The organism is Stutzerimonas stutzeri KOS6 (assembly GCF_000307775.2).
GTDB lineage: Bacteria > Pseudomonadota > Gammaproteobacteria > Pseudomonadales > Pseudomonadaceae > Stutzerimonas > Stutzerimonas stutzeri_B.
Map to the genome: position 1 here is coordinate 230,020 of NZ_KK020677.1, position 26,804 is coordinate 256,823.

Sequence of the window (26,804 nt, forward strand, 5' to 3'; positions counted from 1 at the left end):
CAGGCAGCGTGCGGGCGTCAGGGGGCCAGCACTTCCAGGGTGGCGCTATAGCTGGCGCGCCGCTGGGTCGCCGGTTTGCTCACGCCCTTGTCAGTGGTCAGCTCGGCTTCCAGCCAGTGCATGCCGGCTTCCGGCCAGGTGATGCTGACCTTGCCGTCGGCATCGGTCTTCGCCTTGATCTCGCCCAGCTCGTCGCGGTAGCGATTGCCGCCGGGGATCACGCTGATCTCGATATCGGCGGCCGGCTTGCCTTCGAACAGGAAGACGAACTCGGCCGCTTCGCCGGCGAACAGGTCGTTGGGGTGGGTGACCGGCTTGAGTTCCAGACCCTGTCCGGTCGGCGCCAGTACTTCATCGGTGGGCGCGCCGGAGGTGACGAAGACTTCCATGCGGCTGCTGGTCTGGCTGACCTTGAGGTCTTCGGCCTTGGCCGGGACGTCCTTGGCAAAATTCTCCGGGTTGCCCATCCAACGGCGCGGCTGACCGTTTTCCTTCCAGCTGGCGAACAGGCCGCTGTTGGCGACCGCCAGCTTGTAGGTTCCCTTCTGGCTCAGTTGTACGTCGAAGGTGCTGCGGTAGCGGCCGATGGCACCGTTTTGCGGCGCGACCTTGGAGCCATCCGGCGCGATGATCTGCAGCTCCGGTACGGGCCGCCCGCGCATGCCCGGCGGACCTCCTGCCGGCGCCTGGGCCGCTTCGCCAATGCCCTTGAGGCGCATCGGCACGTGTTCGAAATAGAACAGATCGTTGGAAACGGCGGCGTCGACGGTGATCCACGGCTCTTCGCCGGAGAGCACGGTTGCCGAGGGCAGCATCCAGGCGCGGTGAGCCTGGGCCGACAGCGGCAGGCAGACGGCGAGCGCCAGGGCGGTCCATTTGATGACGGGTTTCATGGCGTGCTTCCTGTTCATGGGGTCAGCTTGAGGGTGATTGCGCCCAGTTCGCTCTGGCCCTGGGCTTGGTGCTCGGCGCTCTGCTGAGGCGGCCAGCTGAACGGAACGCGCAGCAGTTCGCGGCCACCGACTTCACGGGCGGCTTCGACCACCAGGCGGTATTCGCCGGCTGCCAGCGTCTTGAGCGGCTCCTGCTTATCGGAGAACTGCAGCGTATGGCTGCCAACGGCGCGGGTTGCGCCGCTGACACCATCGATCGGCATCTCCAGGCTGCGGCCGCTGCGGCGCCACCATTGGCGCAGATCCTTGAGCCACTTCTCGCCTTCCTTGTCCTTGAGCTTGGTGTCGTACCACACCGCCAGATTGGCGACGTGGCTCTGGTCCGGGCGCTCCAGCCAGATGGCGACATAGGGGCGGTGGTATTCGGCCACGTCCAGGCGAGGGATTTCCACATCGAGCTGCAGGTCCGCGGCGTGCAGAGGAGCGCTGAGCAGGGCGAGGGGCAACAACAAGCGTTTACGCATGGGACAGTCCTTAGTGAATGAAGAGCAGCGCCAGCAGCACGGGGATCACCAGACCCAGGCCGACCAGTGGCCAGGTACCGGGGCGGTTGCCGGCGTGACGTTGCAGAAGCAGCAGGCCGGTGAGGCTGAATACCACACAGGCAACGGCGAACAGGTCGATGAACCAGCTCCAGGCTTCGCCGCTGTGACGGCCTTTGTGCAGGTCGTTGAAGTAGGCGATCCAGCCGCGGTCGGTCGACTCGTATTCCAGCTCGCCGCTTTCCAGGCTCAGGCTGAGCCAGGCGTCGCCGCCGGGACGGGGCAGGGCGACATAGAGTTCGCCATCGCTCCACTCGACCTCACGGCCGTCCAGTTGCAGGTCCAGGGTCTGTTCCAGCCATTGCCGCAGATCAGCCGGCAAGCCGGCCTCTGGCGTATCGGCTTGCAGACTGCTGAGCAGCCGCTCGGGCAATTGCCCTTCGCGGGTTTCCACCAGCGGTTTGCTCTCGATCTGCCCGGCGTGGTTCAGCGTGATGCCGGTGACGGCGAACAGCAGCATGCCAACCAGGCAAAGCGCGGAGCTGATCCAGTGCCATTGGCGCAGGGTGCCGAGCCAGAAGTGCATGGTGGTCCTTGTCGTGCGGGAAGGTGGACGAATTCTAGGTCGACTGACGTGGCGATGCTAAAGATTTACAAATAGCATACATTCGCGTCTTTCATTTTCTGTGTAGGCGAGAACAACAGAGCCGGGATGGTCCCGGCTCGTTGTGTCGCCTTCAGCTCAGAAGGTCAGGTTGGCGGACAGCCAGAGGCGGCGGCCTTCCTCCACAATACCGGTAGTGGCCGCCCCGGAGTGGCTGAAGTCGGTGCCGTAGGCAGGGGCGCCAGGTGCGCCGCCGGGAGTGATGAGGACACCGGCGTTGTTATAACGAGGAGCGGAATAGGTGGTGTAGGCCTTGCCGTCAACAAAGTCCTTGTCGAACAGGTTGTAGATCGTCGCATTGAACGTCAGGTTTTCCGTGGCCCGATATGACCCGCCAAGGTGGAACAGGGTGTATGCCTTGGCGTTCTTGCCCAACGTGTCGTAGATCGACTGGCTGGTGGAGTAGCTGCCATCAGCATTAGCGAGGTTGGCATAGCTGGAGGTGAAGCGCGCGCGCTCACCGCGATACTCGCCCCTCAGCCACAGGCCCAGACGGTCGGTAGTCTGCCAGTCGAGCTTGGCATTGGCCAAGTGTTCGGGCGTGTTGGTCAGCGGCTCACCCTTGTTGTCGCCACTCTTCTGCTCGCTATCGGTGTAGGTGTAGTTGGCGCTCAGCTTCCAGGCTGGAGCGAACTGCCAGCTGCCGCCCAGCTCCAGCCCCTGGGTTACCGCTTCGTCGACATTGATCTGCTGCGAACAGGTCCCGCCGCTGTTACCCGCGCACAGCGGGTCGGTAATCGGATCGCCGCTGGCGATCTTGTCCTTGAACTTGTTGTGGAACAGCGTGGCGTTGGCGCTGTAGCCGGTCAGGCTGTCGAAATAGGCGCCGATCTCCGTGCTGGTGGTTGTCTCGGGGTCCAGGTCGGGGTTGCCGATGGTGATGATGGTGCCCTGGCCGGTTACGCCATTGATGCCGCCGTGCAGGTCGTTCAGGTCCGGCGTCTTGTAGCCTTTGCTGATGCCGCCCTTGAGGGTCCAGTTGTCGGTGGTGTTCCAGACCAGGTAAGCCCGCGGGCTGACGTGCCCGCCGAAGGACTCGTGGTCGTCGTAGCGGGCACCGAGGGTTAGCGCCAGGTCGTCGCGCAGACGCCACTCGTCCTCGGCAAACAGTGCCCAGGTTTTCTGCTCGAATTCCGTTTGGGCGATGCCATCGGTCATCTCGGCTTTCCACCATTGGCCGCCTACGGTGGCGATATGCGACTCGCCGATCGGGGCAACCAGTTTAGTGTCGAGGACCAGGTTCGTGGTTTCCAGCTCGCGATCGTCTCCGCCGACTGCGCCAGATACGGCGGTCGGCGCGCCGATGGTGCCGGGAATCGTGCGGCCGATGGTTTCGGTGGTGTTGTGCATCAGGCTGGATTCGAGCGTGCCGAATCCCAGTCGACCGGTATGGGTGAGCGCGATCTGTTCGCGCTCGAAGCGAAGCTCGTCGGCATAGCCATTTGCGGCAGTGTCCGGTGCGCTGCAGGCCCTGTTCAGGCCGTCCAGGGTGCCGAGCTGGCAGGCGTCGTTGTTGTAGGCTTGCCGGCCGCGCTCGAGGTCCAGTGCGAAATCGTGGTCGTCATGCGGTGTCAGGGTGAGACGGGCGCCGAGATTGTGATTGCGGCCATCCACTGGTGAAGGCCCGCGCTTGCTCACATCCACCCCGTTGCCATAGCTCAGGTCGGACTCTTCTCGATCGAACAGGCTGCCGCGCACCTGCAGGCCAAGCAGCCCGTCGACCAGCGGCCCGCTGGCGTAGACGCCGGTATTGCGGGTATCGCCGAAGTCACGGTCTTGCTGATAGGTGTAGTCCTGAGTCAGCGAGCCGGTCCATTCCTTGGCTACCTTGCGGGTGATGATGTTGATCACTCCACCCATCGCATCGGAGCCATAAAGCGTCGACATCGGGCCGCGGATCACTTCGATGCGTTCGATGGCGGACAGCGGCGGCATGAAGCTGGTGGACGTTTCGTTGAAGCCGTTGGGGGTGACGTTGCCCGCGGCGTTCTGCCGGCGACCGTCGATCAGGATCAGAGTGTATTCACTGGGCATGCCGCGAATGCTGATATTCAGTCCGCCGGTCTTGCCCGTACTCTGGCCGATGTCGATGCCTTCCACGTCGCCCAGGGCCTGCGCCAGGTTGTTGTAGCGCTTCTGCTGCAAGTCCTCCTGGCTGATCACGCTGATGCTCGCTGGCGCTTCGGTGATCTTTTGTTCGAAGCCGGAGGCACTGACGACCGTGTCGTTGAGCGTGACCGGTTCGGTCTGGGCGTAGGCCGTCAGGCTGCAGCCAATCAGGGCGCAGGACAGGGTGGTTCGTGCGAAGGGAATGGGCATGCGGGCTCCTTGTGTGCCGTCTCGTCAAGGCTCGCATGATAATTATTCTTAAATAAGAATTTACGTTTGTTCGCGATAATTTCTCATTTGCATGGGTTGAACAGGGTGGCAGCCTTACTGCCGTCGGGGTTCTGCGATTGTAAGGAAATATTTATCGATCGAGCGGGGCGTGTGCTTGCCGCTCGATCGTGATCCAGCTACGGCATCTGCACTTCGATGACACCATCGGCGCTGACCGTGACCTGGCGGCTGCCCGCCTCGATTTCGGGGATGGGTGCCGACTCCATCATGTCCATCTTCATCGCGCTGCTGCGCATGACCGGCTGCAATCCTCCGCCGTTGAGGTTGAGGCTCACCAGCTTGTAGCCGCTGCCGCCGAGCGCCTCGGTCGCCAGCTGTGCCCGAGCCTGGAAGGCGGCGACGGCATCCTTGAGCAGGGCATCTTCGTTCTGCTTGCGGATCGGGTCGGAGACGCTGAAGTACATGCCGCCCATTTTCAGGCTTTTCATCAGTTCGGCGGTCAGTTTCGACAGGCTGGCGAAGTCGCTGCTTTCCAGGCGTAGCTCGGCACGTTCGCGCCAGCCGGTGATCTGCTGGCCCTTGTCGTCGTAGACCGGGTAGCTGTTGCGGCTGCCCTGGCTGACGATCACGTCCTTGTTCTGGCGTGCGCTCTGCAGCGCCTGGTTCAGCGTGCGGGTGTTCTGCGCCGCGAGTTCGGCCGGATTGCTGTGCTGTGCTTCGCTGTAGAGCGTGACGTGCATGCGATCATGAGCGACTTCGCTGCTGACTTCGGCGCGAAGTGCGACCTGGTTGTAGCGGGGCTGTTCGGCCATGGCGGGCAGGCTTGTGAAGCTGGCGACAACCGCCAGCAGAGCGGCACTGTGCAGGAGGATACGGGACATGACGGTTCCTTGCTGGAGCACCTCGGCGGTGCGATAGCACAAGACTCTACCTGCGCCGGCCAATCTATGCAGCCGCCCGTGCGGCGCGTTGCCGCATTTCGGGCTGGGCACCGGGCGGCTTGGTTATACTCCGCCGAATCGTTGGAGACTCCATGTACGCATCCGTCCCGCTGCTCTCTGCCAGCCGGCAGAATCTTCGCTTACTGACCCTCATCCGCGTCGTTGTGCTGGCCGCGCAATCCGGCGCCGTGGGTGTCGCCTACGCGACTCAGTTGCTGGAGTTGCCCTGGCTTGCGCTCGGTATCACGCTTGCTGTGTCGGCCGTGCTTTGCCTGGGCACCGCGCTGCGATTGCGTGGCCCCTGGCCGGTCACCGATCTGGAATATGCGGTGCACCTTGGCTGCGACCTGCTGATTCACAGTGCCCTGCTGTACTACTCCGGCGGTTCGACCAATCCCTTCGTGTCCTACTATCTGGTCCCGCTGACCATTGCCGCGGCGACGCTGCCCTGGCTGTATTCGATCGTGCTGTCCGGCCTGGCTCTGCTTGGTTATACGCTGATGCTGGTGTGGTACGACCCGCTCGCCCTGCCGCCGCTGGAGCGCGCCACGCTGCAGGTTTACGGCATGTGGCTGAGCTTCGCGCTGGCAGCAGCGCTGATCACCTTCTTCGTCGCGCGCATGGCCGAGCAGCTGCGCCGCCAGGAAGAGCAGCAGGCCCAGCGTCGCGAGGAAAGCATGCGCGATCAGCAGTTGCTGGCCGTGGCTACGCAGGCCGCCGGGGCTGCGCACGAGCTGGGTACTCCGCTGGCGACCATGAGCGTGCTGCTCAAGGAGTTGCGCCAGGAGTACCAGGACCCGCAGCTGAGCGAAGACCTTGGCCTGCTGCAGTCGCAGGTCCAGTTGTGCAAGGAGAGCCTGCGCCAACTGGTGCGCGCTGCCGAGGCTGATCGCCGCCAGGCGATCGTCGAGCAGACGGCTCGCGAATGGGTCGACACGGTGTTGCAGCGCTGGCACCTGATGCGTCCTGAAGCGACCTTTCGCTTCCAGTGCGTGGGCCTCGGCAGCGCGCCGCGCCTGATGCCGCCGGCAGACCTCAGTCAGTCGCTGCTCAACCTGCTGAACAACGCCACCGACGCCAGCCCGGAGAACCTCGATATTCGCCTGGACTGGGATGCCCAGTGGATCAGGCTGACCATCCGCGACCACGGTGCAGGTGTGCCGCTGGCCGTCGCCGAGCAGATCGGCAGGCCATTCATCACGACCAAGGGTAAAGGTTTCGGCCTTGGTCTGTTTCTCAGTCAGGCCAGCGTGACGCGCGCTGGAGGCACAGTGAAGCTCTACAATCACGAAGAAAGTGGCACACTGACAGAACTGCGTCTGCCACGTGGTTCGGTGCGCGCCTGATCCCGAGTGTCCAATGCGAGGAAATGCACAGATGACCGACGAATTGCAGCAAGAGGGCGAAGAACAACCTCATCTGCTGTTGGTGGATGACGACCCCACCTTCACTCGTGTAATGGCGCGTGCCATGAGTCGCCGCGGGTTGCAGGTCAGTATCGCCGGCTCGGCCGAGGAGGGCCTGGCTCTGGCCAGGCAGGACATCCCCGACTACGCGGTGCTCGACCTGAAGATGGAGGGCGACTCCGGCCTGGTGCTGCTGCCCAAGCTGCTCGAACTGGACCCGGAAATGCGGGTGCTGATCCTGACCGGCTACTCCAGCATCGCCACCGCCGTTGAGGCGATCAAGCGTGGTGCCTGCAATTACCTGTGCAAACCTGCTGACGCCGACGACGTGCTGGCGGCACTGCTGTCTCAGCATGCCGATCTGGACAGCCTGGTACCGGAAAACCCCATGTCGGTCGACCGCCTGCAGTGGGAGCATATCCAGCGCGTGCTCAGCGAGCACGACGGCAACATCTCCGCCACTGCTCGCGCGCTGGGGATGCATCGTCGAACCTTGCAGCGCAAGCTGCAGAAGCGACCGGTCCGGCGCTGACTCGAGGGCACCGCTGAACGCCGGGTGTCGATAGCCCGGCTGCTGCCCGGCGGCTTGCCCTCCGGCGCGGCTGTGGATGAGCCGTCGCGGCGCTCTTGCTTTATGCTTGCGCTTTCGTAGTCGCGGACCTCCCCATGCTTCCCCTTGTTCTGCAGACCCTGAGCGTGACCGCTCCGGTGTTCGCCATGCTCTTTCTCGGCGTTGCGCTCAAGCGTCTCGGCTGGATTGATGCCGCTTTCGTATCTACCGCCTCCGCGCTGGTGTTCAAGGGCACCATGCCGACGCTGCTGTTCATTTCCATCATCAAGGCCGACCTGAACACGGCGCTGCAGCCCGGGTTGTTGATCTATTTCGTCTTCGCCACCATCGCCACCTTTGCTCTCGCCTGGATCTGGGCGCTCTGGCGCTGCCCGACCGCCGATCGCGGCGTATACGTCCAGGGGGCCTTCCGCGGCAACAATGGCATCGTCGGCCTCGCGCTGGCCAGCAGCCTCTACGGCGATTACGGTCTCTCGCTCGGCGGCGTGCTGGCCGGTGTGGTTATTCTGGTCTACAACAGCCTTTCGGCAGTTGTGCTGGCGATGTACAGCCCTGGAGGGCGTGTCGGGGCAAAGGGCATTCTCCTCAGTATCCTGCGCAACCCGCTGATTATCGGTGTGGTGGCCGCGGTGCCGTTCGCCTACTGGCAGGTGGCCCTTCCTGGCTGGTTGATGACATCCGGGCAGTACTTTGCACAGATGACCCTGCCACTGGCCCTGATCTGCATCGGCGCCACCCTAACTCTGGATGTGCTGCGCCAGAGCAGCGGCAGTGCGCTGAGCTCGAGTCTGATGAAAATGATCTGGTTACCGGCGATCGCGACCTCGGGTGCCTGGATGTTTGGCTTCCGCGGCGCCGAGCTGGGTATTCTCTTTCTCTACTTTGCCAGCCCCACAGCCGCCGCGAGCTTCGTCATGGCGCGCGCGGTGAACTCCAATCACCAACTGGCGGCAGCCATAATCGTCATCACGACCCTGATGGCTGCGCTTAGCATTAACCTGGGATTGTTTCTGCTCGGCTGGCTGGGCTGGATATAGAGCGTCTGGCGGGCGGAGTCGGCGATCGATGCCGTGCTGGCGGTTTGCTACTGCCTGGCTCTAATGTGATCCAGGTCCGCTTTTAAGCATAAGAAAGGCGCCGTGAGGGGCGTAATCGCTCATGATGCCTCAGCAAATCGCTCGTTTGCGCCAGATTGCCTTGGGCGATGAGACGGCTGGCTTGGGGCGATGAACGGTTGTGCTTCAGAGATTTCCCAATGTCGATCCTCAAACCTTCGAACCGGTCGCTGACACGGGACGGCATTCGTGTCGTCAGCCTGCGTCGGCTTGTGGCGCCGGGACTTGTCCTGATGCTGGCGCTGAGTCTGGGCAGCTTCGCCGGTGGCCTCTGGCTGGGCCGAGATCTGCAGGCGCAACCCCAGCCCACGGTGCAGGTCGAACCCGGCCCTGGCGAGGAGAAGCGGTTCGCCATCGCCCGTGTCGGCGAAGTGGTTGGTCGTCTGAAGTCGCTGGAGTCCGACCTGCTTGCCTTGCAGCTGATGATGGACGAGCAGCGCCTGCTGCACGCGCAGCTGTCGGCTCTGGACCCGGCGCTGCTGCCCGGGATGGCGCCCGATCGTTCGGAGCGCCCGGGAGACGGGCAGGGTGGCGTGCTTCTACCGCCGCGCGGCTGTTCCGCAACGCTGCAAGCCGATGTCGCCGACAGGTCGCTGAGCGATCTGGCGCGCAGTGAAAGTTCGGCGCGCTGCATGCGGGTGATGCTCGATGCGTTGATGCAGCGCGTAGCCCAGCGCAACGCCGCACTCATGGCGATTCCCTCCCGGCGCCCGGTAGGCGAGGCCCGTCTCGGTTCGGCGTTCGGCAATCGTGTCGACCCCTTTCGCAAGCAGCTGGCCTTTCATTCGGGGGTCGATTTTGCGCTGAGGGCCGGCTCCGAGGTCGTCGCTGCAGCCGGTGGGCGGGTGCGCTTTGCCGGCTATCGCGGTGCCTACGGCAAGCTGGTGGAAATCGATCATGGCAATCGCCTGGTGACCCGTTATGCACATCTGTCGCGGCTGGATGTGCGCCGGGGCGAGCTGGTCACGCCCGCGCAGCGCATTGGTGCGGTTGGTTCCACTGGACGATCTACTGGCCCGCACCTGCATTTCGAAGTGTTGCACAAGGGGCGTTTCGTCGACCCGCAGCGTTTCCTGGCTCTTGGCGATCTGGAGCGCGTCAGCGATGGCCTGGCGAACGACTAGAAGGCCGTCGACCCGCGAGCTGGTTCGTGCCGAACACCGGCCACGGATTGCCGGGGCCAGCGCTGGCGGACGCTGGGGCATGCTCGTGCTGCTGTGCGTGATCGCTGCTTTGCTTTATCTGCGCAATCTGGAACAGGCCGCTCATGCGCAACGTATTGACGCGCTGAATGAAGAGAGCCGGGCGTTGCGGGTGGCTCTGGACAACGGTCGCCTGCAGCACAGGGAGGCTCAGGCGACCGAAGAACAGTTGCTCAGGCGCATCGCCACCCAGTCCGCTCAGGTGGAGCGGCTACAGACCGAGCTGGCCTTTTTCCGGCAGCAGAAGAAGGCTCTTTGAACCTTTGTGGAGTAGATGATGTTCAGCAGGAAGAAATCGACGCCTCGCATCGCCATTGATCAGTTTTCCAGTCTGGTCTCCGGCAATCTCTCGCTGGATGGCGATATGACGTTCGAGGACGGACTCAAGGTAAGTGGCGAGATACGGGGGGATGTCCGCCATAAACCGGGTACGCACAGCCTCCTGGCACTCAGCGCCGAGGGCAGGATCGAAGGCAATGTCAGCAGTTACGACGCGCTGATCGATGGCACCATCGTCGGCGATCTGCTGGTCGAGCACCTGCTGGAGCTGCATTCCAATGCGCGGGTTCGCGGCAACATCCGCTACCGCCAGCTGAGCATGGAAAGTGGCGCGGTGGTCGATGGCACGCTCAGTCGGATGGGTGACGAGGAGGGCTCGGCCCAGGTCCTTGAGCTGCCTCGTTCGCGGGTTCGCGAAGGCTGAGCGATGGGCGGCCGGCCAGGCCCGCCCATCATCTCAGAGCCGGCTCAGCGCTGAGCCTTCCAGGCGCGGGCGGCAATGATCAGCAGGGTGATGGCGGTCAGCGGCAGTGCATAGCCGAGCATGGCGTCACCGAAGGTTTCGGCGAACGGTCGGCCGGTGCTGGCCAGCACCAGATACAGCGTGTACGCCACGTAGTAGGCGAGGAATAGCGCACCCTCCCAGCGTTTGATGCAGTAGCCGGCGAAGAAGATCGGCAGGCAGGCCACGGCGACCGCGATCATCACCGGGAAGTCGAAGGCCAGTGCGTTGGAGGAAACACCAATCGTCTGCGGCGACACCAGCGAGGCCAGGCCCAGTACGCAGAGCAGGTTGAAGATGTTGCTGCCTACGATGTTGCCAACGGCGATATCCCGCTCGCCGCGGATGGCCGCCATGATCGAGGTCGCCAGTTCCGGCAGCGAAGTGCCGATGGCAATTACCGTCAAACCGATGACCAGCTCCGACAGTCCGAGCGCGCGGGCCAGGGCCACCGCGCCCTCGACGAGAAAGTTGGAACCCACTACCAGCAGCACCAGGCCTGCGAGCACCAGGCCGGCGTTGATCAGACCCGCGTGCGGCTTGGCCGGTTCGTCCAGGCCGAACTCCTTGGCGAATTCATCGTCGGCCTCTGCCGCTTTCTCGCGGCGACTGCTGATGATCAGGAACAGCGTGTAGGCCACAACCCCGGCGAACAGCAGCGCACCGTCGATGCGGCTGAGTTCGCCGTCCCAGGCGAGGCCGAAGGTGACCAGGCTGGCACCGATCATGATCGGCACGTCCAGGCGGATCAGTTGGCGCGACACCACCAGCGGCGCGACCAGCGCGGTCATGCCGAGAATCAGTAGTACGTTGGCGATATTGCTGCCGACCACGTTGCCGATGGCGATATCGCCGCTGCCGTTGAGTGCGGCTTGCACGCTGACTGCCGTCTCTGGCGCGCTGGTGCCGAAGGCGACCACGGTGAGGCCGATGACCAGTGGCGAAATGCCAAACTGGGCGGCGAGTTTGGCTGCGCCGCGCACCAGCACCTCCGCGCCAGCGACCAGCAGCACCAGGCCGGCAATGAGGTAGACGAAAGTCATCAGGGTCACGATGTGGAACTCCGCAAAGACAGGTAGGAAATGAGGGGTTAGCGCTGGCGTTGCCAGGCGCGCAGGAAGATCACCAAAAGCGTGACAGCCGTCAAGGGAAAGGCGAACCAGAGCATTGCAACACGTAACAGCTCGATGGCGCCGAGGCCGGTGGCGAACATGACCAGGTACAGGGTATAGGCCAGGTAGTAGGCAAAGAACAGCAGGCCTTCCCAGCGGCGGATGCAGTAGCCGGAGAAGAAGATCGGCAGGCAGGCGACGAACACGGCGAGCATCACCGGGAAGTCGAACGACTGCGCGTTCGGCGATATGGACAGGCCGTCTGCCGATACTGCCGCGCCCGCACCGAGTACCAGCAATAGATTGAAAATGCAGCTGCCCACCACATTACCCACGGCGATGTCGCGTTCGCCCTTGAGCACCGCGAGCACCGAGGAGGCCAGTTCCGGCATTGAGGTTCCGACGGCGACCACGGTCAGGCCGATGACCAGCTCCGAAAGGCCGAGCGTTCGTGCCAGGCCAACTGCGCCCTCGATGAGCAGGTTCGAGCCGCCGATCAGCAGGCCGAGGCCGAGCAGGATCGACAGCATCTGACGGACCCAGGCGAACGGCTTGTCGTCGCCGGTGGGGCCGAATTCGGTGACGAACTCGTCGAGCGCCGGCGCCTTTTCCCTTTTGCTGGCAACCACCAGGAACACCGTGTAGGCAATCAGGCTGACCAGCAGCAGGGCGCCATCCAGTCGGCTGATGCTGCCATTCCAGGCCAGGGCGTAGCAGAGCAGTCCGGCGCCGATCATCACCGGCACGTCGAGGCGTATCAACTGCCGGGACACCAGCAGCGGGGCAATCAGTGCGGAAATCCCGAGGATCAGCAGTATATTGGCGATGTTGCTGCCTATGACATTGCCGACGGCGATGTCACCGCTGCCATTCAGCGATGCCTGAACGCTGACCGCCGTTTCCGGTGCGCTGGTGCCGAAGGCGACCACGGTCAGGCCGATGATCAGCGGCGGAATGCCGAAGCGGCCGGCAAGCTTGGCAGCCCCGCGAACCAGCGCTTCGGCACCGACGACGAGCAAGACCAACCCGCCGATGAGGTAGGCGAAGGTCATCAGCGACATGCCTGGGTTCCTGTGGCGAGTGGTACGGTGTTCGCGGCTGTCATGCTGCCTCGGCGTCGGTGATGGCTTTCATGGGAGCACTTCGATTCGTACGCGGGCCACGCCACGCTCGAGCATGCCCAACTGCTGCGCCGCGGCACGGGAGAGGTCGATGATCCGCCCGCGTCGGAACGGTCCGCGATCGTTGATGCGTACCACCACCTGCTTGCCGTTCTGCTCGTTGGTTACGCGTACGCGCGTGCCGAACGGCAGGCTGCGATGGGCGGCTACCAGGGCATTCTGATCATGAGTTTCGCCATTTGCCGTGCGCTGGCCGTGGTGCATGCGCGCGTAGTAGGACGCTTTGCCACTCTGGCTGAAGCGCTCCTCTGTGGCGGATGGTGCCTTGGGCTGCTGAGTCGGCTGGCGATCGGCGCAGCCACTGGCCAACAGGGCCAGAAGCAGCAGGGCAGTGAAGCGTGTCAGGCGCATGGACAATCCTTCCGTTGGGTCGATCGCTGAGTCGGCGATGCCCCGCGGCAGGTGTCGCGACGTTGTGGCGGTGCCGGGAGCAGTGATGCCGCGATGTCCGCGGTTGCCGCAGGGGCAACCGCGGAGGCCCGTCGCTCAGCTTAGCCTTCGAGTTTTTTCTTCAGCAGTTGGTTCACCTGGCCGGGGTTGGCCTTGCCCTTGGACGCCTTCATCGCCTGGCCGACGAAGAAGCCGAACATCTTGCCGCGCTTGGCTTCGTCGCTGGAACGATACTGTTCGACCTGCTCGGCATTAGCCGTCAGCACCTCGTCGAGCATCTTTTCGATGGCGCCGGAGTCGGTGACCTGCTTGAGGCCTTTCTTCTCGATGATCTCGTCAGCCGACCCTTCACCGGCGGCCATCGCTTCGAAGACCATCTTGGCGATCTTGCCGCTGATGGTGTCGTCCTTGATGCGCAGGATCATGCCGCCCAGTTGCTCGGCCGATACCGGCGACTGGTCGATTTCCAGGCCGTCCTTGTTGAGCAGGCTGGACAGCTCGCCCATCACCCAGTTGGCCGACAGCTTGGCGTCGCCGCAGACCTGTTGCACGGCTTCGAAGTAGTCGGCCATCTCGCGACTGGCGGCCAGCACCGTGGCGTCATAAGCGGACAGGCCGAACTCGCGCTCGAAGCGCTCACGCTTCTGCACCGGAAGCTCCGGCAGGCTGGCGCGCACCTCGTCGAGGAAGCTCTGCTCGATCACCACCGGCAGCAGGTCGGGGCAGGGGAAGTAGCGGTAGTCGTTGGCCTCTTCCTTGCTGCGCATGGAGCGCGTCTCGTCCTTGTTCGGATCGTACAGGCGGGTTTCCTGCACCACCTTGCCGCCGTCCTCGATCAGCTCGATCTGGCGCTGCACCTCGTGGTTGATCGCCTTCTCGATGAAACGGAAGGAGTTGACGTTCTTGATCTCGGCACGGGTGCCGAACTCGGCCTGGCCCTTGGGCCGCACCGAGACGTTGCAGTCGCAGCGCAGCGAGCCTTCGGCCATGTTGCCGTCACAGATGCCGAGGTAGCGCACCAGCGCATGGATCGCCTTGACATAGGCCACCGCTTCCTTGGCCGAACGGATGTCCGGCTCGGAGACGATCTCCAGCAGCGGCGTGCCGGCGCGGTTCAGGTCGATGCCGCTCATGCCGTGGAAGTCTTCGTGCAGGCTCTTGCCGGCATCCTCTTCCAGATGCGCGCGGGTGATGCCGATGCGCCGTGTGCTGCCATCTTCCAGGGTGATGTCCAGGTGGCCCTTGCCGACGATGGGATGATCCATCTGGCTGGTCTGGTAGCCCTTGGGAAGGTCAGGGTAGAAGTAGTTCTTGCGCGCGAAGACGTTCTTCGGCGCGATCTCGGCGTCGATCGCCAGGCCGAACTTGCAGGCCATGCGCACCGCTTCGGCATTCAGCACCGGCAGGGTGCCGGGCATGCCCAGATCGACCAGGCTGGCCTGGGTGTTGGGCTCGGCGCCAAAGGTGGTGGCGCTGCCGGAAAAGATCTTCGACTGGGTGGCGAGCTGTGCGTGGATCTCAAGCCCGATCACGGTTTCCCATTGCATCTTCAATCTCCTCAGAATCCGGCCGGGGCGCGCGTGTGCCAATCGGTGACTTGTTGATACTGGTGCGCCACGTTGAGCAGGCGCGCTTCCTGGAAGTACGGCGCGAGCAACTGGACGCCCACCGGCAACCCGTCGATAAAACCGGCCGGCATCGACAGGCCCGGAATGCCGGCCAGGTTGGCGGTGATGGTGTAGATGTCTTCCAGGTAGGCGGAAACCGGGTCGGCATTCTTCTCGCCGAGCTTCCAGGCCAGGTTCGGCGTGGTCGGGCCGAGAATCAGGTCGACCTGCTCGAAGGCTGCGACGAAATCCTGCTTGATCAGGCGACGGATCTTCTGCGCCTTGAGGTAGTAGGCATCGTAATAACCGGCCGACAGCGCGTAGGTGCCGACCATGATGCGCCGCTTGACCTCGTCGCCAAAGCCTTCGGCACGCGAGCGCTTGTAGAGATCGGTGAGGTCGACCGGATTTTCGCAGCGATAACCGAAGCGCACGCCGTCGAAGCGCGAGAGGTTGGAAGAGGCCTCGGCTGGCGCGATCACGTAATAGGAGGGAATCGCATGCTGCATGTTCGGCAGGCTGATTTCCTTGACCGTGGCGCCGAGCTTCTTCAGCTCCTCGACGGACGCCATCACGGCGTCAGCGATCTTCGGGTCGAGGCCGGCGCCGAAATATTCCTTCGGCAGGCCGATGCGCAGGCCGGAGAGGGGTTGGCTAAGACCGGCGAGGTAGTCGTCCAGTGGCTGGTCGACGCTGGTGGAGTCCTTGGCATCGAAGCCGGCCATCGCCGACAGCAGCAGTGCGCAGTCTTCGGCCGTGCGGGCCATGGGGCCGCCCTGGTCGAGGCTCGATGCATAGGCCACCATGCCCCAGCGCGAAACCCGGCCATAGGTCGGCTTGAGGCCGGTGAGGTTGGTCAGCGCCGCTGGCTGGCGGATCGAGCCGCCGGTATCGGTGCCGGTGGCGGCAGGCAACAGGCGTGCCGCGATGGCTGCCGCAGAACCGCCCGAGGAGCCACCTGGCACGCGGGTCAGGTCCCAGGGGTTCTTGACCGGGCCGTAGTAGCTCGATTCGTTGGCCGAGCCCATGGCGAACTCGTCCATATTCAGTTTGCCGAGGGTGACCGTGCCGGCCGCCGCGAGTCTTTCGACTACGGTGGCGTCGTAGGGAGCCTTGAAACTGTCGAGGATTTTCGAGCCGCAACTGGTGCGGATGCCCTCGGTGCAGAACAGGTCCTTGTGGCCAATCGGCGCACCCAGCAGCGCGCCGCTCTCGCCAGCGGCGCGACGTGCATCGGCAGACCTGGCCTGCGCGATAGCGAGCTCATCGGTAACGCTGATGAAGCTGTTGAGCTGCGGGTCGAGCTGCTGGATGCGAGTCAGCAGGGTGCGCGTCAGTTCCTCGGCGGAAAAACGCTTTTCGGCGAGGCTGCGAGCGATCTCGGCAAGCGTCAGATTGTGCATGTCGGTGTCCTTCATCACTCGATCACCCGCGGAACTAGGTAGAGGCCTTCTGCCACGGCGGGTGCGATGGCTTGGTAGGCATCACGCTGGTTGGTCTCGGTGACCACATCCGCGCGCAGCCGCTGAGTGGTTTCCAGCGGGTGGGCCAAAGGCTCGATGCCGGTGGTGTCGACCGCCTGCATGCGATCGATCAGGCCTAGAATGTTGTTGAGTGTCTCGGTGGTGCGGGGCAGGTCGGCTTCAGACAGGCCCAGGCGGGCCAGGTGAGCGATCTTTTCCACCTCGGTGCGTTCAAGCGCCATCGGGTATCTCCAGCGGAAAGCGAATCGGGGTTGCACCTTCCGTCGACTGGACGGGGCGCATGGCGGCGCGGGGCGAGCCGCGGCAATGGGCTTTCGAGCCCGGAAAAGCCGTCAATCTTACATGCCTGGGGTGGTTATCGGTAGCGTGGGCGCGGTATGCAGCTTGGGTCGAGCTTCGCTCCTGCGCTGCGGCCTGGCGCACAATGGCTTACGTCTTGCGTAATCCGGGCGGACTCGCGCCTTGCCCTAAGTTCGCACCATTGTTAGAGTTTGCGGCACTTTTTTCCCCACGCGTTTGCCTCAGGGCCCTTTTCCCATGTTCAAGAAACTGCGTGGCATGTTTTCCAGTGATCTGTCGATCGACCTGGGCACTGCCAATACCCTTATTTACGTGCGTGATCGCGGCATAGTTCTCGATGAGCCCTCGGTGGTCGCCATTCGTAGCCATGGCAACCAGAAAAGCGTCGTCGCCGTAGGCACCGAGGCCAAGCGCATGCTGGGCCGTACCCCGGGCAACATCAATGCGATCCGCCCGATGAAGGATGGCGTGATCGCCGACTTCAGTGTCTGCGAGAAGATGCTGCAGTACTTCATCAACAAGGTGCACGAGAACAGCTTCCTGCAGCCCAGCCCGCGCGTGCTGATCTGTGTGCCCTGCAAGTCGACCCAGGTCGAGCGTCGTGCCATCCGCGAATCCGCGCTGGGTGCGGGTGCCCGTGAGGTGTTCCTGATCGAAGAGCCGATGGCTGCGGCGATCGGTGCCGGCCTGCCGGTCGATGAAGCGCGTGGCTCGATGGTGGTCGATATCGGCGGTGGTACCACCGAGATCGCGCTTATTTCGCTCAATGGCGTGGTTTACGCCGAGTCCGTACGGGTCGGCGGTGATCGTTTCGACGAGTCCATCGTGACTTATGTGCGTCGCAACTACGGCAGTCTGATCGGTGAGTCCACCGCTGAGCGCATCAAGCAGGAAATCGGCACAGCCTTCCCGGGCGGCGAGCTTCGCGAGGTGGATGTCCGTGGGCGCAATCTGGCCGAAGGTGTGCCGCGCAGCTTCACGTTGAACTCCAACGAGGTCCTCGAGGCGCTGCAGGAATCGCTGGCAACCATCGTTCAGGCAGTCAAGAGTGCACTGGAGCAGTCGCCGCCGGAACTCGCCTCGGACATCGCCGAGCGTGGTCTGGTGCTGACCGGTGGTGGCGCGTTGCTCAGGGACCTGGACAAGCTGCTCGCCCAGGAAACCGGCCTGCCGGTGATCGTCGCCGAGGAGCCGCTGACCTGCGTGGCCCGAGGCGGCGGTCGTGCCCTGGAAATGATGGATCGTCACGCCATGGACCTGCTGTCCACTGAGTGAGCATGCGCCGTCGTTCATGACGAGCCGAACGCATCGGTCGCGCCGACTTCGGCCTGTCGCGTTTTAGCCTGAAGCCGCGAGGTAGTCGCAATCAAGCCGCTATTTGCCAAGGGACCTGTGCTCGGCGCGCGCCTGCTGGTGTTCGTCGTGCTCTGTGTCGTGCTGATGGTGGTGGATGCGCGTTTCGACGTGTTGAAGACAGTGCGCAATCAGATGTCGCTGGTGTTAACGCCCTTCTACTGGGTGGCCGAGACACCGGTGCGCCTCTGGCGAGGTGCTACCGAGCAAATCGCCAGCAGCAACAGCCTGATGGCGGAAAACGAGAGGCTCAAGGCCGAAGCGCTGCTGATGCAGCGTCGCCTGCAGAAGCTGGCCATGCTCACCGAGCAGAACGTGCGGCTGCGCGAACTGCTGAACTCCTCGGCTCTGGTCGACGACCGGGTCCTCGTTGCTGAGCTTATCGGCCTTGATCCGAACCCGTTCACCCACCGTATCCTGATCGACAAGGGCGAAAAGGATGGTGTCTTCATGGGGCAGCCGGTACTGGATGCCAGTGGGCTGATGGGGCAGGTGGTCGAGGTGTTGCCACACGCGGCCCGCGTGCTGCTGCTTACGGACGTGACGCACAGCATCCCGGTGCAGGTCAATCGCAATGGTTTGCGGGCCATTGCCGTTGGAACCGGCAGTCCGGACTACCTGGAGCTAAGGCATGTCGCGGAAACCGCTGATATCAAGGCCGGTGACCTGCTGGTCAGTTCAGGGCTCGGTCAGCGCTTCCCCAGTGGCTACCCGGTCGCCCAGGTCACGGAAGTGGTGCGGGGCTCGGGCCAGCCATTTGCCATCGTTCGTGCAGTGCCGACCGCGATGCTCAATCGCAGTCGCTACCTGATGCTGGTATTCAGTGATTCGCGGACGCCGGAAGAGCGTGCGGAAGCGGCGGCGCAGGCGCAGAACGACGCCGATCGGAAGGCAGCGGCCGAAGGCGCCGCAGTTGCCTCGCCGGCTGTCGATGCAGGGGCCGCAGATGTCCCTCGGACTGCTCCCGATACGCCGGCGTCGGAGACGGGGCAATGATCAGTGGGCGGCCGAACAATGGGTGGGTCATCTGGTTCAGCCTGGCCATGGCGCTGCTGCTCAGCGTGGTGCCCATGCCCGGCACCGCGGAGCTTGCCCGTCCGCTTTGGCTTGGCCTGGTCATCGCCTTCTGGTCGCTGACACTGCCGCATCGGGGGTGGCTTGGTGCCGCTTTCTGTTTCGGTCTCGCTCAGGATGTACTTGCCGGTACGCTGTTCGGTCAGAGCGCACTGCCTCTGATCCTGATCGCCTTTTTGGTGCTCAGCCTTCAGCAGCGCCTGCGCATGTTCCCCTTGTGGCAGCAGAGCATGGTGTTCCTGGTGGTGTTCGGCCTTGCGCAGTTGGTGCAGTTGTGGCTCAACACATTGACTGGCAATCGCCCGCCGACCTTGTTGTTTCTGGCGCCGGTGCCAATCAGTGTATTGCTCTGGCCGTGGCTGTTCGTTGCGCTGCAAGGGCTTCGGCAGCGGTTTGCCGTGTATTGAAAATGATATCGTTTGAGCGTTAGTGGCCAGATCTTTGTGATGGCTTGGATAGGCGGGACGACTCGCGGCTTGATGCTGCTGGCCATTTCTGGAATCATGGCAGCGATTGATGGCTTATAGCTATTACTGGCACCCTGTTTTAGAACAACAGCAAGCACAACAGCACGGGCGAAAGGGTATGGAAGCTGGCGTTATGAATTGTTCCAGGCCGCAATGGGCTCGCACCCGCACGGCAATGGCTGCCGCCGGTACGGCCGGCTCTCTGCTTTTGGTATTGATCATAGGTGCTGGCTATTCCCAGGCTGGCAGCGCTCAACAGGCGCAGCAGTTGGTCAGTTCTCCCCAGCCCGTGGCTGAGGCAACGCCAGAAACCGGGGACGCCGCCGATTCGCTTCGGGCGGAGCAATTGGAAAGCAAGCTCGCTGAGCTTGACAGCATTCTGATTGAGAAGCTGAAGCTCGAGGACGCGCTGCGTACGGCGAAAAGCGAGCTGGCCGCCATTGAGTTGCAGTTGCAAAGCACCAAGAAACTGATTCGGCTGGAAGTCGACGGTTTTCTCGGGCAGAGCACCGAGCGCAAGCGACTCGATGATCTGTTGGACGAGCACAAGCGTAGCGCTGAAGCTGCAGCTACCATCGGCGAGCGTGTCGTTGCCCTGGAAAAAGATCTTGGCAGCGAGCACCTGAAGTTTTCGCTCGCGACCCGCGATGTGGAGCGCCTCAAGTCCCAGCTGGCCGCGGAGATGCGCGAACGCAACAGCAGGAAGATCCAGGCCATCGCCCGCAAGCTGGACAAGACCATTCGCTTCGAGCGGTCGGTTTCGTTCCGCTGCTCGGCCAGCAAGAGCCTCGCCGCCTGTCTGGCCGAGCACCGCAACGACGGACAGATGTCGCAATGGGTGCTGGACAACTATCAGCGCGCATTGGCCGAGGATATCCGCGACCAGGTTGCGGACGTTACGCTGGACACCGGTTGGTATCGTTACCGTACACGCACTGACTTTGCTCACGCGAGCATGAGCCTGGACGGTACCGTTAACGCTCAGATGAATATCGAGGCGACCGTCACGGCGAAGAAGATGATGCCGTGTGCGATCCTGGACGTACCTTACGAGCAATGCGACACCAAGACGCATTCTCTGATCGTGCGCAGCAACAAGTACGGCGATCAGGTGCGTATCAATGACCAGGAGTACGGTGCAACGCCGGTCTCACTGGTGCTGGACGGCGGCGTTTATGATATCCAGGTCACCGCTGGCGGCATCACCCAGAAGCGGTCGCTTTCGCTCAAGGCCGACCAGGTAATCAACTTCAAGTTCTGATCAGAGGGGCGTCGGCCGAGCCTCTCTCGCGCCGCGCCCTGAGCCTTCCTCGACGTACCCGGATATGCGACGCTGTCGCTTATTCACCGTTGAGGACCCACCATGGGCATCCTGTTTCTTGCCTCGGCATCACCCCGTCGCCGCGACCTGCTCGCGCAGATCGGCGTTCCGTTCTCCCTGATTGATGTCTCGGTCGATGAATCACCCTCGCCGACCGAGTCTCCAGAGGCCTATGTCGAGCGCGTTGCACGGGACAAGGCGTTAGCCGGCCTGTCCGGTCTGGACGAGCGCGACGCCTGCGTGCTTGGCGCCGATACCAGCGTAGTGCTTGATCAGCGCATCCTCGGCAAACCCGTCGATCGCGCGGATGCCCTGGCGATGCTGGCTGCCTTGTCTGGGCGCACGCACCGGGTGATGACGGCCGTGGCGCTGGTCAGTCGGACGGCTTGTGAAGTGCGGGTGGTCATCAGTGAGGTCACCTTTCGTGTCATCGATGAAGCCGAGGCAGAGCAGTATTGGGCCAGCGGTGAGCCGCTAGACAAGGCAGGCGGTTATGCCATCCAGGGCTGGGGTGCTGCGTTCGTCAGCCAGTTGCATGGCAGCTATTCGGCGGTGGTCGGCCTGCCTCTGTGCGAAACCGCGCAGTTGCTCGATGAGTTCGGTATCCCGCGTTGGACCAAAGGCTCAAGCTAGAGCCTGTGGCTTCGGCGCCCATGCCGGTTAGAATCGACCACGACCATCAGCTAGTGCTGCACATCAAGCCACCGCCGAGAACAATAATGAGCGAAGAAATCCTGATGAACATCACCCCCATGGAATCGCGGGTGGCGGTGGTGGAGAACGGTGTCCTGCAGGAGGTGCACGTCGAGCGCACCCAGCGCCGGGGCATCGTCGGCAATATCTACAAGGGCAAGGTGGTGCGGGTGCTACCGGGCATGCAGGCGGCTTTTGTCGATATCGGCCTGGACCGCGCGGCGTTCATTCATGCGTCGGAGATTTCCAGCCGTGAAGGCAACGCGGTGGAGCCGATCAATGCGCTGGTCCATGAAGGCCAGAGCCTGGTAGTGCAGGTCACCAAGGACCCCATCGGCACCAAGGGTGCGCGGCTCACCACGCAGCTGTCGATCCCGTCGCGTTATCTGGTGTACATGCCGCGAACCAGCCATGTTGGTATCTCGCTGCGTATCGAAGATGAAGCCGAGCGCGAACGGCTCAAGCAGGTAGTCGCCGAGTGCGTGGCTGCCGAGGGTATTCAGGAGGTCGGCGGCTTCATCCTGCGCACCGCCGCCGAAGGCGCGGGTCGCGAGGAGATCCTGATGGATATCCGCTACCTGCGCCGTTTGTGGGAGCAAATCGCCAGTCAGATCAAGACCGTCGAAGCGGCAACGGTGATCTACGAAGACCTGTCGCTGGCCATGCGCACCTTGCGCGACCTGGTCAATCCGCGGATAGAGAAGATTCGTATCGATTCGCGGGAGAATTTCCAGAAGGTCACCCAGTTCGTTGGCGAGCTGATGCCCGAGCTGGGCGACCGTCTCGAACACTATCCCGGCGAGCGGCCGATCTTCGATCTCTACGGCGTCGAGGATGAGATCCAGAAGGCTCTGGAGCGCAAGGTCATGCTCAAGTCCGGTGGCTATCTGATCATCGACCCCGCCGAGGCGATGACCACCATCGACGTCAATACCGGCGCCTTCGTCGGTCATCGGACACTTGAGGAAACGATCTTCAAGACCAACCTCGAGTCGGCCACCGCCATCGCCCGACAGCTTCGGCTGCGCAATCTGGGCGGCATCATCATCATCGACTTCATCGACATGGAGGACGAGGAACACCGTCGCCAGGTCTTGCGCACGCTGGAAAAGCAGCTGGAGCGCGATCACGCCAAGACCAACATCATCGGCATCACCGAACTCGGTCTGGTGCAGATGACCCGCAAGCGCACCCGCGAAAGCCTCGAGCAGGTGCTCTGCGAGCCGTGCATGTGCTGCAAGGGCCGTGGCAAGCTGAAGACGCCGGAAACCGTCTGCTACGAGATCTTCCGCGAAATCCTGCGCGAGGCCCGCGCCTATCAGGCCGAAGGCTATCGCGTGCTGGCCAACCAGAAGGTGATCGATCGCCTGCTGGATGAAGAGTCGGGCAATGTCGCCGACCTCGAGGCTTTCATCGGTCGCTCGATCAAGTTCCAGGTGGAAAGCATGTACTCGCAGGAACAGTACGACGTGGTGCTGCTCTGAATAAAGGTAAACCAGACCGCAGGGGCCGGGATGGCCGGAGCGCATCCGCATGAATCGCCTCGTCGACTTCCTCGTCACGTTGTCGCGCCAGTTGCTCTGGATCGGTGCGTTCGGGCTGGTGCTGGCCGCGCTGTATGTCAGCCTCGGGCGCCAGCTGGTGCCGCTGGTTGCCGAATATCGGGTAGAGGTTCAGCAGAAAGCGCAGGCAGTATTGGCCATGCCCGTTCAGGTGGGCCGCCTGGAAGGCAGCTGGGAAGGCTTTGCGCCGCGCCTGCTGGCGCATGATGTGTTGCTCGGCGAGGGCGACAATGCCATGCGCGTGGATCGCATTGCCGTGGTTCCAGACCTGGCGGCCAGCGTCTGGTCGCGCGACTGGCGGCTGGACAGGGTGGAGATCGGTGGCGTTCACCTTTCGTTGGCCGAGGCAGCCGACGGCAAGTGGCGCGTGGAAGGCTTGCCTGTCCAGACCGGACAGCCAGCGCCCGATCCGCAGAAGATTCTCGAATCATTGCAGCGTTTTCGCGGGCTGGCGGTGCTCGACAGCCAGATCACGTTGGAGCCCTTTGGCGAGTCGCCGGTGACCCTGAGCTATACCGATCTTGGCCTGCGCGTCGATGGGGAGCGGCTGAGGCTGGACGGGCGCAGCGTCCTGCCGGACGGCCTGCCCGTGGCACTGAAGGTGGATGCCCAGGTGCAGCCGCAGCGCTGGCAAGAGGCGCAGGCGCAGGCCTATCTGAACCTGCCGCAGAGCGATTGGGCCGCCTGGTTGCCGCGACGCCTGACCGGCCACTGGCAACTGCAGAGCCTGCAGATGGGCGGTGAGGTCTGGGCTCACTTGAAGAACCGGCAGCTCGAGCGCGCCGTGCTGCGCATGCATGCGCCCCGGCTGCAGGCCAGCTATGCCGAGCGCAAGCTACAACTGCTCGAAGATCTGGCGTTCGATGCCTATGTCGATCATGGCGACCAGGGCTACCGGTTGTTGCTCGACGGTGTCGCATTCGATCTCGATGGCGAGCGCTGGGGTGATGCCCGCCTGGTATTGCAGCAGGATCAGGCGCAACAGCGCTGGCGCCTGCAGGCCGATCGCCTGGGCGTCGCGCCAATCGCCACGCTGGTCGGCGCACTGGCGCCGTTGCCGCAGACGGTTGCCGAGACGCTGGCCGCACTGCAGCCCGGTGGTACGCTGCGTAACCTGCAACTCGACTACCGGAGTGCGCTGGATTCGCCGCAGCGATTGCGCTTCGCCGCCAACCTCGATCGACTGAGTTTCCGTGCGCATGACTGGACCCCTGGCGTCGGCAACGTCAGCGGAAGCATTCAGGGTGACCTGGCCAGCGGTGAGTTGCGCCTGGACAGTGACGATTTCAGCCTGCATCTGGCCCATCTTTATCCTGAGCCCTGGCGCTATCGGCATGGCGCGGGCCGTCTGCTCTGGAAGCTGGACGAGCAGGGCGTGACGCTGGCCGCTCCGTATCTCCGGCTCGATGGCGAGGAAGGGAAAATCGCCGGGGATTTCCTGATTCGTCTGTTTCGGGACCCCGAAGCCGAGGACTACATGGACCTTCGTGTCGGGCTAAGCGAGGGAGATGCGCGTCATACCGAGAAATACCTGCCAACGCGCTCGCCCGCCCTGAGCCCGGCGCTGGTCAGCTGGCTCAGGCAGGCCATTCGCGGCGGAGCGGTCGAGCAGGGCTATTTCCAGTACCAAGGGGCGCTGAACAAGGGCGCGTCCGACAGCGCACGCAGCCTGAGCCTGTATTTCAGGGTGCGCGATGCCGTGCTGGCGTTCCAGTCTGGATGGCCGGAGCTGCGCGAGGGGCGGGGCGAAGTACTGATCGAAGACAGCGGCGTGCGAGTGCGGCTGGCCGAAGGGCGGATTCTGGACTCTCGGCTGCAAGGCGCGACTGCGGACATCCCTCGCTCGGTAAACGGCCAGGTGCCAAGTCTGGCGGTCAAGGGGCAGGTGCTGAGCAGCCTGGGCGATGCACTGAAACTGTTGCAGGAAGCACCGATCGGGACCGGCGAAATCTTTGCGGGCTGGCAAGGTCAGGGAGGTCTGCAGGGGGCGCTCGACCTGCAAATCCCGTTAGGCAAGGGCAAGCCGCGCGTCGTCGTGGACTTTTCCAGCAATGACGCGGCACTGAAGATTAGCCATCCGGCGCTCAGTCTCGAGCAGCTCAGCGGCACATTCCGCTACGACACCGACCGCGGGCTGAGCGCGGAGGATATCCAGGCGCGTCTGTTCGGCCACTCGGTCCGCGGTCGGGCCGTGGCGAGCGGTTCGGCTGGCAATCCTGCCTCGCGCATCGAGGCCCGTGGCAGTGTGGGGCTGGAGCGGCTGGTCGAGTGGCTAGGGCTTGAGCAGCCATTGCCGGCCCGTGGTGAGCTGCCTTATCAGATGCGCCTGGATCTGGCAGGCAGCGATAGCCGGTTGCAGATCGATTCGTCGTTGCAGGGCCTGGATATCGAGCTGCCGGCGCCGTTCGGCAAGGTTGCCGGCGAACGCCGTGATACCTCGTTGCGCATGACCCTGCAAGGCGACGAGCGCCGCTATGGCGTCAAGCACGGGCAACTGGCGGCGCTTGCATTCGCGGCGGCGCCTGACGCCTGGCTGCAGGGGCGCGGAGAGCTTCGGCTGGGCCCTGGTGCGGCAGATCTTCCCGCCCGCTCCGGACTCTACGTGCGTGGCCGTATCCCGGAATTCGACTGGCAGGCGTGGCAAGCTGTGCTCGAGCGGCATGGCAAGGGCGATCCGCAGCAGGCGGCCGGATCGCTGCTGCGCCGGGTACAGGTCGAGATCGGCCGCTTCGAAGGCTTGGGGAGTCGCATCGATGGGCTTGGCGTCGATCTGCGGCCCGCCGACGGCGGCTGGACGCTGGGATTGCGCAGCCAAACCATCAGCGGCTCAGTGCGTCTGCCGGCCGCGACCCACGGCATCATCGTTGCCGAGCTCGATCATCTGCGCTTGCCTGCCGCGAAGAGTGGTCAGGCCCCGGCGGCAGGCACCGACCCGCTGGCCGATATCGATCCACAGGGCCTGCCGGCAATGGATATCGCCATCAAGCAGGTCGCGCGTGGAGATGATCCACTCGGCGCCTGGTCGTTGAAGCTGCGTCCGGTCAGTGGCGGAGTCGAGTTTCGTGACGTCGATCTTGACCTAAAGGGCTTGAAAGTCGGCGGCAGTGGCGGCTGGCAGGCTGGGCAGACCTGGTACAAGGGGCGACTGGAGGGAGGTAACCTGGCCGACGTGCTGCAGGCATGGGGCTATGCGCCCTCTGTGACCAGCGACAGTTTTCGCCTGGACGCGGACGGGCAATGGCCCGGCTCGCCGGCCTGGTTCGCCATTGCACGCTACTCCGGCAGCATGCGCCCGCGCTTGCGCAAGGGGCAGTTCATCGAAATCGATGGTAGCGCCCAGGCCCTACGCGTGTTCGGCGTGCTTAACTTCAACTCGATCGGGCGGCGCCTGCGGCTGGATTTCTCCGACCTGTTCAGCAAGGGGCTGAGCTACGACCGGCTGGATGGACGGCTGCAGGCCAGTGAAGGGGTTTTCACCACGCGTGAGCCGATCACGCTTAGCGGCCCGTCGAGCAACCTGGAGCTGGACGGCACGCTGGACATGGCGCGCGACCGGATCGATGCCAAGTTGCTGGTGACACTGCCGATCAGCAACAACCTGCCGCTGGCGGCGCTGATCGTCGGTGCGCCGGCCATCGGCGGCGCGCTGTTTGTCGCGGACAAGTTGCTGGGCGATCGCGTAGCGCGCTTTGCCAGTGTGCAATACGACGTCAAGGGATCCTGGCAGGCGCCGAAGATCAGCTTCGACAAGCCGTTCGAAAAGCCCAATTGATTGGCCTTCGCGGCGCAAAACGATCATCGCTCG

The 26,804-nt window shown here is 63.5% G+C and carries 24 protein-coding genes; 13 read left to right on the top strand and 11 right to left on the bottom strand.

Annotated features, from left to right (window positions below; genetic code table 11):
* Positions 1-17: 17 nt before the first annotated feature.
* The 5 genes from B597_RS41540 to B597_RS41560 form a co-directional block, all read right to left on the bottom strand.
* Positions 18-893 (bottom strand): DUF4198 domain-containing protein, encoded by an 876-nt coding sequence (locus B597_RS41540; RefSeq protein WP_003292414.1) that lies wholly within the window; start codon positions 891-893, stop codon positions 18-20.
* 14 nt (positions 894-907) lie between these two features.
* On the bottom strand, positions 908-1,417 hold the full coding sequence (locus tag B597_RS41545; protein ID WP_003292416.1) for a DUF2271 domain-containing protein: 510 nt from the start codon (positions 1,415-1,417) through the stop codon (positions 908-910).
* Positions 1,418-1,427: 10 nt separating this feature from the next.
* Positions 1,428-2,021: a PepSY-associated TM helix domain-containing protein gene (locus B597_RS41550; protein WP_003292417.1), complete on the bottom strand. Its 594-nt coding sequence runs from the start codon at positions 2,019-2,021 to the stop codon at positions 1,428-1,430.
* A gap of 156 nt (positions 2,022-2,177) precedes the next feature.
* On the bottom strand, positions 2,178-4,418 hold the full coding sequence (locus B597_RS41555) for a TonB-dependent receptor domain-containing protein (RefSeq protein ID WP_003292418.1): 2,241 nt from the start codon (positions 4,416-4,418) through the stop codon (positions 2,178-2,180).
* A 197-nt stretch (positions 4,419-4,615) separates the two neighbouring features.
* Positions 4,616-5,320, bottom strand: a complete 705-nt coding sequence (locus B597_RS41560; protein ID WP_003292419.1) for an SIMPL domain-containing protein — start codon at positions 5,318-5,320, stop codon at positions 4,616-4,618.
* Positions 5,321-5,472: 152 nt separating this feature from the next.
* Between B597_RS41560 and B597_RS41565 the strand changes: the two genes are divergently transcribed.
* The 6 genes from B597_RS41565 (at position 5,473) to B597_RS41590 (ending at position 10,377) form a co-directional block, all read left to right on the top strand.
* The gene (locus B597_RS41565; RefSeq protein ID WP_003292420.1) at positions 5,473-6,726 is read left to right on the top strand and encodes an ATP-binding protein; all 1,254 of its coding nucleotides are present in this window, start codon (positions 5,473-5,475) and stop codon (positions 6,724-6,726) included.
* Positions 6,727-6,757: 31 nt separating this feature from the next.
* Entirely contained in the window at positions 6,758-7,318 is a 561-nt protein-coding gene (locus B597_RS41570; protein ID WP_003292421.1) for a response regulator transcription factor, read from the top strand.
* 134 nt (positions 7,319-7,452) lie between these two features.
* Positions 7,453-8,394 (top strand): AEC family transporter, encoded by a 942-nt coding sequence (locus B597_RS41575; RefSeq protein ID WP_003292423.1) that lies wholly within the window; start codon positions 7,453-7,455, stop codon positions 8,392-8,394.
* A 218-nt stretch (positions 8,395-8,612) separates the two neighbouring features.
* Positions 8,613-9,596, top strand: a complete 984-nt coding sequence (locus tag B597_RS41580; protein WP_024162400.1) for a M23 family metallopeptidase — start codon at positions 8,613-8,615, stop codon at positions 9,594-9,596.
* Between the two features lie 79 nt (positions 9,597-9,675).
* On the top strand, positions 9,676-9,933 hold the full coding sequence (locus B597_RS41585; protein ID WP_003292425.1) for a hypothetical protein: 258 nt from the start codon (positions 9,676-9,678) through the stop codon (positions 9,931-9,933).
* Between the two features lie 18 nt (positions 9,934-9,951).
* A complete protein-coding gene (locus B597_RS41590; protein ID WP_003292426.1) occupies positions 9,952-10,377 on the top strand; it encodes a bactofilin family protein in 426 nt (141 codons plus the stop codon).
* 44 nt (positions 10,378-10,421) lie between these two features.
* Here B597_RS41590 and B597_RS41595 read toward each other — a convergent pair whose 3' ends face one another.
* The 6 genes from B597_RS41595 to gatC form a co-directional block, all read right to left on the bottom strand.
* Positions 10,422-11,507, bottom strand: coding sequence for a calcium/sodium antiporter (locus tag B597_RS41595; protein WP_003292427.1), 1,086 nt, complete (start codon positions 11,505-11,507; stop codon positions 10,422-10,424).
* A 38-nt stretch (positions 11,508-11,545) separates the two neighbouring features.
* Positions 11,546-12,628: a calcium/sodium antiporter gene (locus B597_RS41600; protein WP_003292428.1), complete on the bottom strand. Its 1,083-nt coding sequence runs from the start codon at positions 12,626-12,628 to the stop codon at positions 11,546-11,548.
* Between the two features lie 69 nt (positions 12,629-12,697).
* Entirely contained in the window at positions 12,698-13,099 is a 402-nt protein-coding gene (locus tag B597_RS41605) for a septal ring lytic transglycosylase RlpA family protein (protein WP_003295056.1), read from the bottom strand.
* Between the two features lie 140 nt (positions 13,100-13,239).
* On the bottom strand, positions 13,240-14,685 hold the full coding sequence (gatB, locus tag B597_RS41610; RefSeq protein ID WP_003292430.1) for an Asp-tRNA(Asn)/Glu-tRNA(Gln) amidotransferase subunit GatB: 1,446 nt from the start codon (positions 14,683-14,685) through the stop codon (positions 13,240-13,242).
* 11 nt (positions 14,686-14,696) lie between these two features.
* Positions 14,697-16,148, bottom strand: a complete 1,452-nt coding sequence (gene gatA / locus B597_RS41615; RefSeq protein ID WP_003295057.1) for an Asp-tRNA(Asn)/Glu-tRNA(Gln) amidotransferase subunit GatA — start codon at positions 16,146-16,148, stop codon at positions 14,697-14,699.
* Positions 16,149-16,162: 14 nt separating this feature from the next.
* On the bottom strand, positions 16,163-16,450 hold the full coding sequence (gatC, locus tag B597_RS41620) for an Asp-tRNA(Asn)/Glu-tRNA(Gln) amidotransferase subunit GatC (protein ID WP_003292432.1): 288 nt from the start codon (positions 16,448-16,450) through the stop codon (positions 16,163-16,165).
* Positions 16,451-16,766: 316 nt separating this feature from the next.
* On the opposite strand from gatC, the gene mreB reads away from it, so the two are divergent.
* From mreB to B597_RS41655, 7 genes are all read left to right on the top strand, one after another.
* On the top strand, positions 16,767-17,804 hold the full coding sequence (mreB, locus tag B597_RS41625; protein ID WP_003292433.1) for a rod shape-determining protein MreB: 1,038 nt from the start codon (positions 16,767-16,769) through the stop codon (positions 17,802-17,804).
* A gap of 117 nt (positions 17,805-17,921) precedes the next feature.
* The gene (gene mreC, locus B597_RS41630; RefSeq protein WP_003292434.1) at positions 17,922-18,878 is read left to right on the top strand and encodes a rod shape-determining protein MreC; all 957 of its coding nucleotides are present in this window, start codon (positions 17,922-17,924) and stop codon (positions 18,876-18,878) included.
* Positions 18,875-19,363 carry a rod shape-determining protein MreD gene (mreD, locus tag B597_RS41635; protein WP_003292435.1) on the top strand — a complete coding sequence of 163 codons (489 nt, stop codon included), beginning with the start codon at positions 18,875-18,877 and terminating at the stop codon, positions 19,361-19,363. The genes mreC and mreD overlap by 4 nt, the downstream gene beginning before the upstream one ends.
* Before the next feature lie 178 nt (positions 19,364-19,541).
* A complete protein-coding gene (locus B597_RS41640) occupies positions 19,542-20,684 on the top strand; it encodes a PEGA domain-containing protein (protein ID WP_024162403.1) in 1,143 nt (380 codons plus the stop codon).
* A gap of 102 nt (positions 20,685-20,786) precedes the next feature.
* Positions 20,787-21,377, top strand: a complete 591-nt coding sequence (locus tag B597_RS41645) for a Maf family protein (protein ID WP_003292437.1) — start codon at positions 20,787-20,789, stop codon at positions 21,375-21,377.
* A gap of 86 nt (positions 21,378-21,463) precedes the next feature.
* Positions 21,464-22,921: a ribonuclease G gene (rng, locus tag B597_RS41650; protein ID WP_003292438.1), complete on the top strand. Its 1,458-nt coding sequence runs from the start codon at positions 21,464-21,466 to the stop codon at positions 22,919-22,921.
* Between the two features lie 49 nt (positions 22,922-22,970).
* Complete coding sequence (locus B597_RS41655; RefSeq protein ID WP_003292439.1) at positions 22,971-26,771, top strand: YhdP family protein; 3,801 nt, start codon at positions 22,971-22,973, stop codon at positions 26,769-26,771.
* Positions 26,772-26,804: the final 33 nt, after the last annotated feature.

Excerpts from the sequence above, each read along its gene's own strand:
- B597_RS41570 (WP_003292421.1), top strand. The coding sequence starts at position 6,758 with ATGACCGACGAATTGCAGCAAGAGGGCGAAGAACAACCTCATCTGCTG.
- gatC (WP_003292432.1), bottom strand. The coding sequence starts at position 16,450 with ATGGCGCTTGAACGCACCGAGGTGGAAAAGATCGCTCACCTGGCCCGC.
- B597_RS41655 (WP_003292439.1), top strand. The coding sequence starts at position 22,971 with ATGAATCGCCTCGTCGACTTCCTCGTCACGTTGTCGCGCCAGTTGCTC.
- mreD (WP_003292435.1), top strand. The coding sequence starts at position 18,875 with ATGATCAGTGGGCGGCCGAACAATGGGTGGGTCATCTGGTTCAGCCTG.
- mreB (WP_003292433.1), top strand. The coding sequence starts at position 16,767 with ATGTTCAAGAAACTGCGTGGCATGTTTTCCAGTGATCTGTCGATCGAC.
- B597_RS41585 (WP_003292425.1), top strand. The coding sequence starts at position 9,676 with ATGCTCGTGCTGCTGTGCGTGATCGCTGCTTTGCTTTATCTGCGCAAT.
- B597_RS41545 (WP_003292416.1), bottom strand. The coding sequence starts at position 1,417 with ATGCGTAAACGCTTGTTGTTGCCCCTCGCCCTGCTCAGCGCTCCTCTG.
- rng (WP_003292438.1), top strand. The coding sequence starts at position 21,464 with ATGAGCGAAGAAATCCTGATGAACATCACCCCCATGGAATCGCGGGTG.
- B597_RS41560 (WP_003292419.1), bottom strand. The coding sequence starts at position 5,320 with ATGTCCCGTATCCTCCTGCACAGTGCCGCTCTGCTGGCGGTTGTCGCC.
- B597_RS41580 (WP_024162400.1), top strand. The coding sequence starts at position 8,613 with ATGTCGATCCTCAAACCTTCGAACCGGTCGCTGACACGGGACGGCATT.
- gatB (WP_003292430.1), bottom strand. The coding sequence starts at position 14,685 with ATGCAATGGGAAACCGTGATCGGGCTTGAGATCCACGCACAGCTCGCC.
- B597_RS41575 (WP_003292423.1), top strand. The coding sequence starts at position 7,453 with ATGCTTCCCCTTGTTCTGCAGACCCTGAGCGTGACCGCTCCGGTGTTC.
- B597_RS41555 (WP_003292418.1), bottom strand. The coding sequence starts at position 4,418 with ATGCCCATTCCCTTCGCACGAACCACCCTGTCCTGCGCCCTGATTGGC.
- B597_RS41590 (WP_003292426.1), top strand. The coding sequence starts at position 9,952 with ATGTTCAGCAGGAAGAAATCGACGCCTCGCATCGCCATTGATCAGTTT.
- B597_RS41540 (WP_003292414.1), bottom strand. The coding sequence starts at position 893 with ATGAAACCCGTCATCAAATGGACCGCCCTGGCGCTCGCCGTCTGCCTG.
- B597_RS41645 (WP_003292437.1), top strand. The coding sequence starts at position 20,787 with ATGGGCATCCTGTTTCTTGCCTCGGCATCACCCCGTCGCCGCGACCTG.
- B597_RS41565 (WP_003292420.1), top strand. The coding sequence starts at position 5,473 with ATGTACGCATCCGTCCCGCTGCTCTCTGCCAGCCGGCAGAATCTTCGC.
- B597_RS41550 (WP_003292417.1), bottom strand. The coding sequence starts at position 2,021 with ATGCACTTCTGGCTCGGCACCCTGCGCCAATGGCACTGGATCAGCTCC.
- B597_RS41600 (WP_003292428.1), bottom strand. The coding sequence starts at position 12,628 with ATGTCGCTGATGACCTTCGCCTACCTCATCGGCGGGTTGGTCTTGCTC.
- B597_RS41605 (WP_003295056.1), bottom strand. The coding sequence starts at position 13,099 with ATGCGCCTGACACGCTTCACTGCCCTGCTGCTTCTGGCCCTGTTGGCC.
- B597_RS41640 (WP_024162403.1), top strand. The coding sequence starts at position 19,542 with ATGGAAGCTGGCGTTATGAATTGTTCCAGGCCGCAATGGGCTCGCACC.
- gatA (WP_003295057.1), bottom strand. The coding sequence starts at position 16,148 with ATGCACAATCTGACGCTTGCCGAGATCGCTCGCAGCCTCGCCGAAAAG.